Raw genomic sequence first — 14,246 nt, forward strand, 5'->3', positions numbered from 1 at the left:
ATCCGCCACAGCCGCAGGTCATCCCGGACCGAGACCCGGCAGGGGATCATCGACTGAGGCATCCCCGACGGCGGCGCCACACCCTTGCGCGCCCGCCGCCGCAGCGCCCGACAGGGAGGAGAGCCGCGCCATGACCGACCACGGCCCGCAGCCGGTGGAGCGTCAGCTGCCCACCGAGGAGGCCCGCGACCTGATCTCGCTCGTCCGCGAGATGGTCCAGCGGGAGATCGAGCCGAACGCGTCGGGCGAGGAGGACGCCGGGCACTTCCCCCGCGAGGTCTTCGCCCTGCTCTCCGCGTCCGGACTGCTCGCCCTGCCCTACGCCGAGGAGTTCGGCGGCGGCGACCAGCCGTACGAGGTCTACCTCCAGGTGCTGGAGGAGCTGGCCGCGGCCCGGCTGACGGTGGGGCTTGGCGTCAGCGTCCACACCCTCGCCTGCCACGCGCTCGCCGGTTACGGCACCAAGGAGCAGCGGACCGAGCACCTGCCCGCCATGCTCGGCGGCGGCCTGCTCGGCGCGTACTGCCTCTCCGAGCCCGCCTCGGGCTCCGACGCCGCCTCCCTGCGCACCCGCGCCACACGCCACGGCGACACCTGGACCATCGAGGGCACCAAGGCGTGGATCACCCACGGTGGCGTCGCGGACTTCTACACCGTCCTGGCGCGGACCGGCGGCGAGGGCGCCCACGGGATCACCGCCTTCCTCGTCCCCGGCGACGCCCCCGGCCTCACCGCCGCCGCCCCCGAGCGCAAGATGGGGATGAAGGGCTCGCCGACCGCCCAACTGCACTTCGACGGGGTCCAGGTCGCCGACGCCCGCCGTATCGGCGAGGAGGGCCAGGGCTTCGCCATCGCCCTGTCCGCCCTCGACTCCGGCCGTCTCGGCATCGCCGCCTGCGCGATCGGTGTGGCCCAGGCCGCGCTGGACGAGTCCCTGTCCTACGTCGCGGAGCGGCGGCAGTTCGGCCGCCCGCTCGCCGACTTCCAGGGGCTGCGCTTCATGCTCGCGGACATGGCCACCCAGATCGAGGCGGGCCGCTCCCTCTACCTCACCGCGGCCCGGCTGCGGGACGCCGGCCTGCCGTTCTCCAAGCAGGCCGCCATGGCCAAGCTCTTCTGCACCGACACCGCGATGAAGGTCACCACCGACGCCGTCCAGCTGCTCGGCGGCTACGGCTACACCGTGGACTTCCCCGTCGAACGCTATATGCGCGAGGCGAAGGTCCTGCAGATCGTCGAAGGCACCAACCAGATCCAGCGCATGGTCGTCGCCCGCCACCTCGCGGGCCCCGAGTCGCGCTGACCGCGGGGCCCGCCCGGAGGGGTCAGCGCGTCAGCCGCGACAGCTCCGGGAGGGCCGCCGTCGACGCGCCGCGGATGCCCGCGGTGGCCTTCAGGCCCGTCGCGGTGCCGACCGCTATCACCAGCCCGCCGTGCTCACGGACCCAGCGGCGGGCCACGGCGACACCCACCGCCGAGGACGGCTCCAGGAACAGCCCCTGGGCGCCCAACTCCCGGTGCTCGGCCATGAACACCTCGGTCGGGACGGCCACCGCCGACCCGTTGGACCGGCGCAGCGCGTCGAGCCCCTGCCAGGTGGGCCGCTCCTCGCCGAGGGAGAAGGCGGGGGAGGGGCGGTAGGGCACGGAGGTACGTTCCTGCTCCGCCGTCGCGCTGTGGGCCAGTGCCGCGGTGAAGGGCGCCGCCGCGTCGGGCTCGGCCGCCACCAGGCGGGGGGCGCGCGTCAGCAGCCCGGCCGCGCACAGCTCGCGGAAGCCGCGCTCGACGCCGGACAGCAGATCCGCGCGGCTGGTGGGGACCACCACCGCCGCGACCTCGTCCCCGAAGTCCCGGGCGATCTCGTACGCGACGGACTTGTAGCCCTCGTTGGCGTAGGCGTTGCCACCGGGGGCGGGCGAGGCGAAGCTGGTCAGCGGATACCAGCCGAACCGCTCCACGGCCTCCCGCATCGCCGCGTTCCGCGCCGCGCCGTCCTCGCGCACCACCCGGAACGCGCCCAGCGCGTCGATCTGCGCCCGCAGCGGCGCGGGCACCTCGTCCGTGGTGAAGACCACGCACCGCAGTCCGGCGCGCGCCGCGTACGCGGCGGCGGCCGCGCCCGCGTTGCCGGACGAGGCCGCGACCACGGTGTCGGCCCCGGCGGCGACGGCGGCCGCGACGCCCACGGCCATCGCCCGGTCCTTGTGTGAGCCGGTCGGGTTGGCGCCCTCGTACTTCACCCACAGCTCACCGTGGGCCGGCTGACGCGAGCGGAGCGGCACATGGGGCGTGGCACCCTCGCCGAGGGTCACCGGCGGCCCGGTCACGGGCAGGGCGGAGGGCCAGCCCCAGGGGCCACCCGGGTACGCCGGCAGGGACAGGCCGGTCAGATCGGCCAGGGGCGGTACCGGGTTCGCGCCGATGCCCTCCGCGCGGCAGGGTCCGCACCCCGAGAGGTCCTCGGCCGCCGTGGCGCAACGGGGGCAGTGCAGGGGCGTCGAAGGCATGCGAACTCCTCGTGGAGAGAGGGCGGACGAGCCTTCGACGGTAACAGTCAGAATGACTTAGCGACCCATACAGCGAACCCGTGCAGCCCCGTTCCCCCGCTGCCCGGGCCGCCGCGGGATCAGCGGTGCCGGCGCATCTCCGGGATCCGTACCGGGCGGGAGCCGGGGCCGCCGATGTGCGAGAACGGCTGCCGCCGCCAGTCCAGGCTCTCCGGCAGATTGAGCAGCAGGGCCGCGTCGCACTCCCGCGTCTCCAGCGAATCGCCGGCGGGCGCCGCCTCCTCCACGCCGCGGCCCGTGCCGGGGCAGACCGTGAGCCCGAAGGGGTTCCACGGCGACGGGCACAGCGCGTGCTCGGGGAGCACGTCCTCGTCGGCGAGCAGCGCGATCGGCCGCGCGCAGTCCGGGCACGTCACCCGGAACATCTCGTAGATCTCGTACAGGCTGCCGTCGCCGTCATTGAGGCGTTCCAGGCTGGGCATAGTGCTTCTCCCCCTCGGATGGGCCGGCCAGGCACCTCGGCCTCGGCCACAGCAAGCACTTCCCTGGTGGAGGGTCAGATAACCGCCCGTTCCGGCACAGGACACGGGCGCATGGGTGTGTCGTTCCTCACATGCCTTGTGGGGCTATGCGCCCGTTCGGCTGTGCCGGGCCGCCCGCGAACCAGTAGGTTGACCCGCGTGGAGGAGCTGGACAGAGAAATCGTGGAACTGCTCGTCAAGGACGGGCGGATGAGTTACACCGACCTGGGGAAGGCCACGGGCCTGTCCACCTCGGCGGTGCACCAGCGCGTGCGCCGGCTCGAACAGCGCGGCGTCATCCGGGGCTACGTGGCGGTGGTCGACCCCGAGGCCGTCGGGTTGCCGCTCACCGCGTTCATCTCGGTGACGCCCTTCGACCCGAGCGCCCCCGACGACATCGCCGACCGGCTCGCCGAGATCCCCGAGATCGAGGCCTGCCACAGCGTCGCCGGCGACGAGAACTACATCCTCAAGGTCCGCGTCGCCACGCCGTTGGAGCTGGAGCACCTGCTCGCCCGGATCCGCTCGCTGGCGGGGGTCTCGACGCGCACGACGATCGTCCTGTCGACCCCGTACGAGGCCAGACCGCCCCGGGTGGGCTGAACCACCGGGCCCGCCCGGCGGCCGGGGACCGGGCCCGGGGCGGGGCCCCGGTTACGGGCAGGGCCGGGGCTGGGGGAAGATTCGCTGCATGAGCGAGCGCCCCACCCCTCAGGACGAGCCCCGTACCGTGCTGCTGCGCGGCGGCGAGGTGCACAGCCCCGCCGACCCCTTCGCCACGGCCATGGTGGTCGAGCGCGGCCATGTCGCCTGGGTCGGCTCCGAAGGCGCGGCGGACTCCTTCGCCGACGGCGTGGACGAGGTCGTCGACCTCGAAGGCGCGCTCGTCACCCCCGCGTTCACCGACGCCCACGTGCACACCACCGCCACCGGCCTCGCGCTCACCGGACTCGACCTGACCGACGCCCGTACGCTCCCCGAGGCCCTGGACCGCGTCCGCGCCCACGCCGCCGCCCGGCCCGCCGACCGGGTGCTGCTCGGCCACGGCTGGGACGCCAGCCGCTGGCCCGAACGGCGGCCCCCCTCCCGCCGGGAACTCGACGAGGCCACCGGCGGCCGGCCGCTCTACCTCACCCGGGCCGACGTCCACTCCGCCGTCGTCACCACGGCCCTGCTCGACCTCGTCCCGCACGCCGCCGGCCTGCCCGGCGGCAGCCCCGACGGGCCGCTGACCGGCGACGCCCACCACGCCGTGCGCACCGCCGCGTACGCGAGCGTCGCCCCCGCCCAGCGCGCCGCCGCGCAGACCGCGGCGCTGGAGCGGGCCGCCTCGCTCGGCATCGGCTCACTCCACGAATGCGCCGGACCGCTGATCTCCGGTGCCGACGACCTCACCGGGCTGCTGGGCCTGGCCGCCGAACGCCCCGGCCCGCGCGTCGTCGGCTACTGGGCCGAGGCGTACACCACGGCCGCCGACGCGGGCCGCGTCCGTGAACTCGGCGCGCTCGGCGCGGCCGGTGACCTCTTCGTCGACGGCTCCCTCGGCTCGCACACCGCGTGCCTCCACGAGCCCTACGCCGACGGCCCGCACCCGGGCCACACCGGCGACGCGCACCTGGACGCCGCCGCCATCGCCGCCCATGTCACCGCCTGCACCGAGGCGGGCGTCCAGGCCGGCTTCCACGCCATCGGCGACGCCGCGCTCACCGCCGTCGTCGAGGGCGTACGGGCCGCCGCCGACAAGCTGGGCCTCGCCCGCGTCCGCGCCGCCCGGCACCGCGTCGAGCACGCCGAGATGCTCACCCCCGAGCACATCGCCGCCTTCGCCGAACTCGCCCTCACCGCCTCCGTCCAGCCGGCCTTCGACGCCGCCTGGGGCGGTGACGAGGCCATGTACGCCGAACGGCTGGGCGTCGAGCGGGCCCGCACCCTCAACCCCTACGCGGCCCTGCTGCGGGCCGGCGTCCCGCTCGCCCTCGGCTCCGACAGCCCCGTCACCCCCCTCGACCCGTGGGGCACCGTCCGTGCCGCCGCCTTCCACCGCACCCCCGCGCACCGCGTCTCGGTGCGGGCCGCCTTCACCGCGCACACCCGGGGCGGCTGGCGGGCCGTCGGCCGGGACGACGCGGGTGTCCTGGTGCCGGGCGCGCCCGCCGACTACGCCGTCTGGCGGACCGGCGAACTCGTCGTGCAGGTACCCGACGACCGGGTCGCCAGCTGGTCCACCGACCCCCGTTCGGGCACGCCCGGCCTGCCCGATCTCACCCCCGGCGCCCCCCTCCCGGTCTGTCTGCGCACGGTGGTCGGCGGGCACACCGTCTTCACGCGTCCGAACGAGTGACGCGCGAGGGGCCGCGTACGGCCGAACGACGTGCCGTGAGTTCGCCCCTCCGCCGCCCCACGCCCCGTACTGACCTGCTGATTTGAGGCAGCCACGCAGGTCGTGGGGGTGTTGACAGGGTGCGGGCGGCGGCGGGTAGGTTCGGTGGAGTCCACCACAGGACGTCCGACCGGTGAATCTCCACACAGTCGTCGAGCGCCGCTGGGCCATGGGCGGTGAGCCGGAGCGCTCACCGCCACTGGGAGCCAGGTCCAGCGCACGGGGGCGAGGGACGATTCGGCCGGGCCGGCAGGTGCGACCCGGGTGGGGCCCGGACGTTCAGTAGACAACGGCATTCGGTCGACTCGCAGCCAGCGGATCCCAGGCCGGCCCGAAGGACGCCGGGCCCCCATTCGCCCAGGGCGGCAGGGCCCGCTGCCCGCACCCGGGAGCCGGTGGACCCTGCGGGCGTTGTACGGTCGGGCTTCACCACCGGACAGCAGCAGGAAGGCGCGACCGTGCCCCCGGGTCCCGAAACCACCGCCGACGCCGCCGGCGGCGACACCGCCGGCCGGCCGGGCGGGCCGACTTCCCGCTCCCCGCGCCCGCCCGCGCGGCCCGACGCCGCCGACGGGCCGGAGCGCGACACCGCCGACGACGCGGCGAAGGCGCCCGCACCGCCCGTGGCGGCGGGCGCCCCCGACGCAGGGGAGGACCCGGGCACGGGCCCCGCCGACGATGACCGGGCAACCCCGCCCGGCGGCCCCACGCGGCGCACCCGTCTCGTCCGCCTGGCCCGCCGGGAGGCGCGGCGCAGCGTCCTGGCCGCCGTCGCCGGACTGGCCCTCACCGCGTCGTTCCCGCCGTACGACCTGTGGCCGCTGTCCTTCGTGGCCGTCGCCGCCCTGGCCCTGCTGACCCGGGGGCGCACCGCCCGGCAGGGCGCCTGGACGGGCTTCGCCTTCGCGCTGCCGTTCTTCTTCTTCCTGCTCCGCTGGCTGCACGTGGTCGGCTACGACGCCGTGTTCGGCCTCTCCGTCATCGAGGCCCTCTTCATCGCCCTGCTCGGCGCCGGCCTGGCCGTGACCTCACGGCTGCCCGCCTGGCCGCTGTGGGGCGCCTGTCTGTGGGTCGCACAGGAGTGGGCCCGCGACCGGGCCCCGTTCGGCGGCTTCCCGTGGGGGCGGCTCGCCTTCGCCAACACCGCCTCCCCCTTCACCCCGCTCGCCGCGCTCGGCGGCGCCCCACTGGTCACCTTCGCCGTGGCGCTCACCGGAGGGCTGCTGGCCTGCGCGGTGGTCGCCGCCTGGCGCCTGCGGGGAGCCGCGGGCGACCGCGTACGGGCCGTACGCGCCGCCCTGCCCGCCATCGAGGCCGCCGGGCTGGCCGCGGCCGTCGTCCTCGCCGGGTACGCGGTGCCGGTGCCCACCAAGGCGGTCGACACGGTCGACATCGCCATCGTCCAGGGCAACGTCCAGAACCCGGGGATGAACTTCCTCGGCCGCCCGATGATGATCCTCGACAACCACGTGGACGCCACCCTCGCCCTGGCAAAGGACATCACGGCCGGCCGGGTGAAGAAGCCCGACCTGGTCATCTGGCCGGAGAACTCCTCCGACCTCGACCCCTTCCAGTACGCCCGGGCCTACGACCGGATCGAGGAGGCCGTGCGGGCGGTCGGCGCCCCGGTCCTCGTGGGCGCCCTCGTCGACCACCCGGGCAAGCCCGGCTACGTCGACAACCAGGGCATCGTCTGGGACCCCGTCAAGGGCCCCGGCGCCTCGTACACCAAGCAGCACCCGGTGCCGTTCGGCGAGTACGTGCCCTTCCGGTCGCAGCTGAGCAAGGTCATCAGCCGCCTCCAGCGCGTCCCCCGCGACTTCTACCCCGGCGACCACACCGGGGTCCTCGCCCTCGGCCCGGCCCGGCTCGGCGACGTCATCTGCTTCGAGGTGGCCTACGACGAGATCGTCCACGACACCGTCACGGCCGGTGCCCGCGCCCTCGTCGTCCAGACCAACAACGCCACCTACGGCCGCACCGGGCAGCCCGAGCAGCAGCTGGCCATGTCCCGGCTGCGGGCCGTCGAGCACGGCCGGGCCGTGGTCACCGCCGCGACGAGCGGCATCAGCGCGGTCGTCGCCCCCGACGGCGAGGTGCTCCACCGCAGCGCGGAGTTCACCCGCGATGTGATCAGCACCTCCATCCCGCTGCGGGACGAGATCACCGTCGCGGACCGCGCCGGTGCGGCGCCCGAATGGGCGCTCGCTATGGTGGGCCTTCTGTCCTGCGCGGCCGCGATCATGATCGGCCGTCGAGGACGTCCGGACGAGAAGGGGCAGCAGTGAACGACGGTGGTCAGCGGAGATACGGTCCGCTCGGCACGACCTTGGTGATCATCCCGACCTACAACGAGGCGGAGAACATCAAGCTCATCGTCGGCCGGGTGCGGTCGGCCGTGCCACAGGCGCACATCCTCGTCGCCGACGACAACAGCCCCGACGGCACCGGCAAGCTCGCCGACGAGCTGGCCGCCGACGACGACCACGTCAAGGTGCTGCACCGCAAGGGCAAGGAAGGCCTGGGCGCCGCCTATCTGGCCGGCTTCCACTGGGGCCTGGACAACGGCTACGGCGTCCTGGTGGAAATGGACGCCGACGGCTCCCACCAGCCCGAGGAGCTGCCCCGGCTGCTCACCGCCCTCAAGGGCGCCGACCTGGTGCTCGGCTCCCGCTGGGTGCCCGGTGGCCGGGTCGTGAACTGGCCGAAGTCCCGCGAGTTCCTCTCCCGCGGCGGCTCCACCTACTCCCGCCTCCTCCTCGACGTCCCGATCCGCGACGTCACCGGCGGTTTCCGCGCCTTCCGCCGGGAGACCCTGGAGGGTCTGGGCATCGACGAGGTCGCCTCCCAGGGCTACTGCTTCCAGGTCGACCTGGCCTGGCGGGCCGTCAAGGCCGGCTTCCACGTGGTCGAGGTCCCCATCACCTTCGTCGAGCGCGAACTGGGTGACAGCAAGATGAGCCGCGACATCGTCGCGGAGGCCCTGTGGCGGGTCACGTCCTGGGGCGTCGGCTCCCGGGTCGGCAAGGCCCTGGGCCGGGGACCCGGCCGATAGTCGCGGGGTGGTGCCCGGGCCGGTCCGGCGGATCCACGGCCGCGGGCCGTCTTCTGCCGCCCGTGGCGGCGGGCTCCCCGCGGGCGCCTCGCCGCGTGGCGGTGGCGCGGCCGATACGGGCCGCCCACCAGGGCATCCGCACCGGCGCGGCCCAGGCACACTTGAGTCATGACGTTCGGAGCACAGCAGACGATGGACGGCCGGCCGCCGAAGCGAGGCCGGGCCCGCAGGCTCATCCCCCTCGCCGTGGCGGTCTGGGCGGTGCTGGAGATCTGGCTGCTGGCCATGGTGGCCGACGCGGCGGGCGGGCTCACCGTCTTCGCCCTGCTGGCCGGAGGAGTGCTGCTCGGCGGATATGTGATCAAGCGCGCCGGGCGCCGCGCCTGGCGGCGGCTGACGCAGTCCCTCCAGCCGCCCCGGACCCCGGAGGCCGGACAGGCCCCGGAGGCCGCCGGAGGGTCGGGCGGAAACGGTCTGACGATGCTGGGCGGGCTGCTGCTCATGGTCCCGGGCCTGATCTCCGACGCGGCCGGTCTGCTGTGCCTCTTCCCGCCGACCCGCGCGCTGCTGCGCAAGCGCCTGGAGCGCGGCGTGGACCGCCGGGCGGCGGCCTTCGGCCCGGGCACCCTCGGTGACGCCTTCCAGCAGGCCCGGATGCGTCAGCCGGACGGAAAGGTCGTCCAGGGCGAGGTCATCCGGGAGGACGGGTCCGCTCCGCGGCGGGATCCTGGACTTCCCCGGTAGCGTCCCGCCACCGGCCCGTCCTCCCGCCTGCGGCGGTGGGCGCCCTGCGGGCGCGTCCTCAAGCGCCGGACGGGCCGGTAGTGGCGATCCCGGTCGCCGGTCTGTCCGGCCCGCACACGGAACGGACAAGGGCCCGGGCCACTGCTCAGTGCAGTGGCCCGGGCCCTTGACGGATCCGATGGATCAATCCCTATGCCGCCCGAAGGAACTCAGGCGGACTTGCGGTTGTCCCGCGGATGCACAGCGATGTTCATGGCACCGGAGCGCAGGACGGCCAGCCTCTCGGCCAGCACCTCCTCCAGCTCCTCGCGGGTACGCCGCTCCATGAGCATGTCCCAGTGCGTACGCGCTGGCTTGCCCTTCTTCTCCTCAGGACCATCGCCGTCTACCAGGAGTGCCACGGCGCCACACGCCTTGCACTCCCACTCCGGCGGGATCTCCGCCTCTACCGAGAACGGCATCTCAAATCGATGTCCGTTCGGGCATGCGTACTCCACCGCCTGGCGCGGGGCCAGATCGATGCCGCGGTCGGTCTCGTAGCTGGTAACCACGAGTCGCGTGCCGCGGAGAGCTCGCTCACTCATGAATCGTGCCTCCCGGGCTTGGTCGCCCACAGGACAGGTGTCGCTGTCGTCGTCATCCGGTCAACGTCCGGTCGGCGGTGAAGATTCCCCGTTGAGGGACATGCGTCGCCCGTCGTGCCGCCCCTTGTTGTACCCACCAACGCCCGGTTTGTCACATCTGACAACAGATGTCACCCTGTGTTTCTGCTGGTTCAGCGCGCAGTAACGGTCCGTCCGGTGGGTCAAAGGCGTACACTACCGGCCCGTCGGTCCGTGGCCTAAACCAGGTCCGGAACTTCGCGAGCCGTGACCGTCGCGGGGGCCACCGCGACGGCCGCCGAACGCTCCGCCGGGGCGAAGAAACGCAGGAAGAACTGCGACAGCGGCCCGATGGCCACCGCGTACAGCACCGTCCCGGCGCCCACCGAGCCGCCGAGGGCGAAGCCGGTCGCCAGCACGACCACCTCGATGCAGGTACGCACCAGTCGCACCGAGCGTCCGGTCCTGCGGTGCAGGCCGGTCATCAGCCCGTCCCGGGGCCCCGGACCGAAGCGCGGGGTGAGGTAGAGCCCGGTCGCCACCGCGCACAGCGCGATCGAGAGCAGCAGCAGCGGGATCCGCGCCCACAGCGACCCGGGAGCCGGCACCACGGTCAGCGTCGCGTCCAGCGCCAGACCGATCACCAGCACGTTGGAGACCGTGCCCAGGCCGGGCCGCTGGCGCAGCGGCACCCACAGCAGCAGCACGAGCGCCCCGATGAGGATGGCCGCCGTCCCGATCGACAGCCCCGTACGGCCCGCGACACCCTGGCTCAGGACGTCCCACGGCGCCAGCCCGAGCCCCGCCCGCAGCTGCAGCCCCGCGCTCACCCCGTACAGCACCAGCCCGCCGTACAGCTGGAGCAGACGGCGGGCGAGGGACGACCCCCCTGACGCGGACAATGGTTCCTCCTGAAGTCGTCACCGGACCGGGCCGCACCTGGCCGGATCCGGTGACCGAAAGCTTGCCGACGGCGGCCGCCGGTGGTGTGAGTGGCCCGCCGCGTGCCAGTCTGTGGACTGGTACGGGATGAACTCCATGGCCAATTCCCGAAAGGTGGACCGCACGAGATGAGTCAGTGGACCTCTTCGGTGGGGGCGCCGCAATTGGCGCGTCTCCTCGGTTCGCAGCACGCGCGTGACACCGTGACCCCGATCGGCGGCCGCCGCTCGCCCGCCTACCGTTCCCTCGCGGACGGCATCCGGCTGCTCGTCCTCGAAGGACGCGTCCCGGTGGCCGCCCGGCTGCCCGCCGAGCGGGAACTGGCCGCGGCGCTCTCCGTCAGCCGCACCACCGTCGCCGCCGCCTATGAGGCCCTGCGCGGCGAGGGCTTCCTCGAATCCCGGCGCGGCGCCGGCAGCTGGACCGCCGTGCCCGCCGGCAACCCGCTGCCCACCCGAGGGCTCGACCCCCTCCCGCCGGAGGCCGCCGGTTCCGTGATCGACCTGGGCTGCGCCGCCCTCACCGCCCCGGAACCGTGGCTCACCCGCGCCTTCCAGGGCGCCCTGGAGGAGCTGCCGCCCTACGCCCACACCCACGGCGACTACCCCGCCGGGCTCCCCGCCCTGCGCCAGGCCCTCGCCGACCGCTACACCGCCCGCGGCATCCCGACCATGCCCGAGCAGATCATGGTGACGACCGGTGCCATGGGCGCCGTCGCCGCCATCTGCCGGCTGTTCGCCGGGCGCGGCGAGCGGGTCGCCGTGGAATCCCCCTCGTACGCCAACGTCCTGCAGCTCATGCGCGAGGCCGGCACCCGGCTGGTGCCCGTCGCGATGGCCGACCGGCTGGCCGGCTGGGACCTGCCCGCCTGGCGCCAGGTGCTGCGCGACGCCGCGCCCCGGCTCGCCTACGTCATCGCCGACTTCCACAACCCGACGGGCGCGCTGGCCCCCGAGGAGCAACGCCGGCAGCTCGTCGAGGCCGCCCGGGCGGCCGGCACCGTCCTCATCGCCGACGAGACCATGTCCGACCTGTGTCTCGAACCGGACGTCGCGCTGCCGCGGCCCGTGTGCGCCTTCGACCCGGCGGGCAGCGCGGTGATCACCGTCGGTTCGGCCAGCAAGACGTTCTGGGCCGGGCTGCGGATCGGCTGGGTGCGCGCCGCCCCGGACGTCATCCGCAGCCTCGTCGCCGCCCGCGCCTACGCCGACCTCGGTACGCCCGTGCTCGAACAGCTCGCCGTCACCTGGCTGCTGAGCACCGAGGGCTGGGACGCCTCCATCGGCATACGGCGCACCCAGACGCGGGAGAACCGGGACGCCCTCGTCGACTCCCTCGGCCGTCATCTGCCCGACTGGGAGTTCACCGTCCCCCAGGGCGGGCTCACCCTGTGGGTGCGCACGGGCGGGCTCTCCGGATCGCGCATCGCCGAGGCGGGGGAGCGGCTCGGGGTGCGGGTGCCCTCCGGGCCGCGCTTCGGCGTCGACGGGGCCTTCGAGGGCTTCGTGCGGCTTCCGTTCACCGTCACCGGGGCCGTCGCCGAGGAGGCCGCGACCCGGCTCGCCGAGGCCGCCCGTCTGGTGGCGAGCGGCGCGACGGCCGCGGTCGAGGCGCCGCGGACCTACGTGGCCTGAAGCCCCGGACCCGCGCCGGGGGCGTGGTCGCCGGCGCGGGTCAGGTCACCGCTCCCCGGCCCGGCCGGTCCGGGCCCCGTGCTCTCGCCGGCCTCCGCCAGTTCGGCACCGGCCCAGGCCAGCGCCGGCCCGGCCTGGGTCGATTCGACACTGAGCCATACCGGGTCGGTGCCCGCCCAGGGGGGCTGCAGCGTGCCGCCGGAGACCGGGACCGCGGTCGCCCACGCGGTGCCCGCACCGCCCTCCGTCGAGTCCGGGTCGGGCCCGGGCGCCGCGTGCGGGGCCACGGGGGTGAGGGCGGGATCGGGGTACGCCCACGCGTCCGCCATGTCGCCCGCTGCGGGCGGAGCCTCGGGCAGCAGGGACAGCACCGCCTCGCGCTGCGCCTCGGTCGTCTCCTCGTCGTACGGGTTCGGGGTGTGGGGCACCTGCACCCGGTGCACCGGCCCCGAGCCCAGCCGGGCGTACCCGCGGCCCGCGGGGACGTCCCGCGCCGGTGTGGTGTGCGGTGGCGCGCCGAGGGCGGTGCGCACCTGCTCGGGGGTCACGGCGCCGAGGACCAGCCGGGCCCGGGTGTGGGTCCGCACCGGCTCGGTGAGCTGCTCGTAGCCGTCGAGCTGTTCGGCCACCGCGACGGTGACGTTGCCGACCCGGCCGTGCCGCAGCGGCACTTGCAGCAGCTCCTGCGGATCGCGGCGCCCCTCGCCCCGGGCGAGGTGGCTCAGCACCGTGGGCCGGTCGACGACGACCCACAGGGGGCGGCGGATGTCCTCGGGCACCGGCAGCCCCTGCTGGCGGGCGTGGTTGGCGGTGAGCAGCCGGCGCTCGGTCTCGTGCGCGGCCCACTCCAGGGTCGCGAGGGCCCCCGCGAGGGAGGACTCGACGGCCAGCACCCCGTCCCGGCCGCGCAGGAACGCGTACTCGCCCGCGCCGCTGCCGTCGACCACCACGACGTCGCCGTGGTGGAGGGCCTGCAGGGTGAGCGACCGCAGCAGCGTGGTGGTGCCGCTCGACGGCTGGCCGAGGGCCAGCAGGTGCGGCTCGGTGGAACGCTGGCCGGTGCGCCATACGACGGGCGGCGCGTCCCGGGTCTCCTCGCCCGCGGTCACCGGCAGGGTCCGCTGGACGTCCGAGGCGTCGGTGAAGCCGAGCACGGCCTCGCCGGGGGCGGTGACGAACCGTTGGGCGAAGACGTCGGTCGCGAGCGCGGGCAGCGCGTGCAGGGCCAGGCGGTTGCCCGCCTCGTCCCAGTCGAAGCGGTACTCGCGGCCCCGGCCGGCCTTGAGGTGCAGCAACTGCTCGATGCGCGTCCGGGACTCGGCGTCGCCGTCGGTGAAGTAGGCGGGGTAGCGCAGCCGGAGGCCGGTCAGCCGCCCCCTTTCGTCGAAGGCGTGCCCCTCGAACGCCGCGCTCCAGCTGCCCCCGTGCGCGTAGAGCGGCGCCGGGTCGCCCGGCGCCGCGAAGTACGGCACCAGGGCCTCGTACAGGGCCTGGAGCCGCCCGGTGTCCGCCTCGCCCACCTCCGCCGCCGGCCGGGGCGCGTTCCGGCGCCCCGTCCAGGCGGCCGACGCCATCAGCGCGATCGTGGCGAGCGCCGGGCCGTACGGGACGAGTGCCACGATGAACAGGCACGAGCCCACCAGGACCACCGTGGGCCCCCGCCGTTCCTTCGGGGTCTGCGCCCACTGGCGCCGCCCGGAGGCGGCCAGGGAGCGCAGGCCCCGCGAGAGGACGATCAGCGGGTGGAGCACATCGGCGGCGTTGTCGGCGACGGTGCGCGAGAACTCCCGGGCCCGGGTGAGCGTCGGGTTCTCGGACAGAAAGCGGGGGAGCGTACGCCGGCCCACGTCGGTCTCCTGTT

12 protein-coding genes are annotated in these 14,246 nt (G+C 74.7%); 7 read left to right on the top strand and 5 right to left on the bottom strand.

Features of this window, described 5'->3' with window-relative positions:
• Positions 1-130: 130 nt before the first annotated feature.
• Positions 131-1,303: an acyl-CoA dehydrogenase family protein gene (locus ACZ6MA_RS31950; protein WP_469438180.1), complete on the top strand. Its 1,173-nt coding sequence runs from the start codon at positions 131-133 to the stop codon at positions 1,301-1,303.
• A gap of 22 nt (positions 1,304-1,325) precedes the next feature.
• On the opposite strand, the gene ACZ6MA_RS31955 is transcribed toward ACZ6MA_RS31950, so the two are convergent.
• Entirely contained in the window at positions 1,326-2,507 is a 1,182-nt protein-coding gene (locus ACZ6MA_RS31955) for a threonine synthase (protein ID WP_469438182.1), read from the bottom strand.
• Between the two features lie 119 nt (positions 2,508-2,626).
• On the bottom strand, positions 2,627-2,989 hold the full coding sequence (locus ACZ6MA_RS31960) for a hypothetical protein (protein ID WP_469438184.1): 363 nt from the start codon (positions 2,987-2,989) through the stop codon (positions 2,627-2,629).
• Positions 2,990-3,187: 198 nt separating this feature from the next.
• Here ACZ6MA_RS31960 and ACZ6MA_RS31965 point away from each other — a divergent pair, with 198 nt between their 5' ends.
• From ACZ6MA_RS31965 to fxsA, 5 genes are all read left to right on the top strand, one after another.
• Positions 3,188-3,631: an Lrp/AsnC family transcriptional regulator gene (locus tag ACZ6MA_RS31965; protein WP_469438186.1), complete on the top strand. Its 444-nt coding sequence runs from the start codon at positions 3,188-3,190 to the stop codon at positions 3,629-3,631.
• A gap of 88 nt (positions 3,632-3,719) precedes the next feature.
• Positions 3,720-5,369 carry an amidohydrolase gene (locus ACZ6MA_RS31970; RefSeq protein ID WP_469438188.1) on the top strand — a complete coding sequence of 550 codons (1,650 nt, stop codon included), beginning with the start codon at positions 3,720-3,722 and terminating at the stop codon, positions 5,367-5,369.
• Between the two features lie 497 nt (positions 5,370-5,866).
• On the top strand, positions 5,867-7,696 hold the full coding sequence (gene lnt / locus ACZ6MA_RS31975) for an apolipoprotein N-acyltransferase (RefSeq protein WP_469438190.1): 1,830 nt from the start codon (positions 5,867-5,869) through the stop codon (positions 7,694-7,696).
• Complete coding sequence (locus ACZ6MA_RS31980) at positions 7,693-8,463, top strand: polyprenol monophosphomannose synthase (RefSeq protein WP_469438191.1); 771 nt, start codon at positions 7,693-7,695, stop codon at positions 8,461-8,463. Before lnt ends, ACZ6MA_RS31980 begins: the two co-directional genes overlap by 4 nt.
• A gap of 168 nt (positions 8,464-8,631) precedes the next feature.
• Positions 8,632-9,207 carry an FxsA family membrane protein gene (gene fxsA, locus ACZ6MA_RS31985; RefSeq protein ID WP_469438193.1) on the top strand — a complete coding sequence of 192 codons (576 nt, stop codon included), beginning with the start codon at positions 8,632-8,634 and terminating at the stop codon, positions 9,205-9,207.
• A 209-nt stretch (positions 9,208-9,416) separates the two neighbouring features.
• Here fxsA and ACZ6MA_RS31990 read toward each other — a convergent pair whose 3' ends face one another.
• Positions 9,417-9,791: an RNA polymerase-binding protein RbpA gene (locus ACZ6MA_RS31990; RefSeq protein WP_087929069.1), complete on the bottom strand. Its 375-nt coding sequence runs from the start codon at positions 9,789-9,791 to the stop codon at positions 9,417-9,419.
• Positions 9,792-10,048: 257 nt separating this feature from the next.
• Complete coding sequence (gene yczE, locus ACZ6MA_RS31995) at positions 10,049-10,711, bottom strand: membrane protein YczE (RefSeq protein ID WP_469438195.1); 663 nt, start codon at positions 10,709-10,711, stop codon at positions 10,049-10,051.
• 168 nt (positions 10,712-10,879) lie between these two features.
• Between yczE and ACZ6MA_RS32000 the strand changes: the two genes are divergently transcribed.
• Entirely contained in the window at positions 10,880-12,385 is a 1,506-nt protein-coding gene (locus ACZ6MA_RS32000; protein ID WP_469438197.1) for an SCO1417 family PLP biosynthesis transcription factor, read from the top strand.
• Here the strand turns inward: ACZ6MA_RS32000 and ACZ6MA_RS32005 are convergent.
• Entirely contained in the window at positions 12,373-14,232 is a 1,860-nt protein-coding gene (locus tag ACZ6MA_RS32005; RefSeq protein WP_469438199.1) for a hypothetical protein, read from the bottom strand. The genes ACZ6MA_RS32000 and ACZ6MA_RS32005 overlap by 13 nt on opposite strands.
• Between the last annotated feature and the right edge of the window lie 14 nt (positions 14,233-14,246).

Source organism: Streptomyces sp. NPDC042259 (assembly GCF_055582085.1).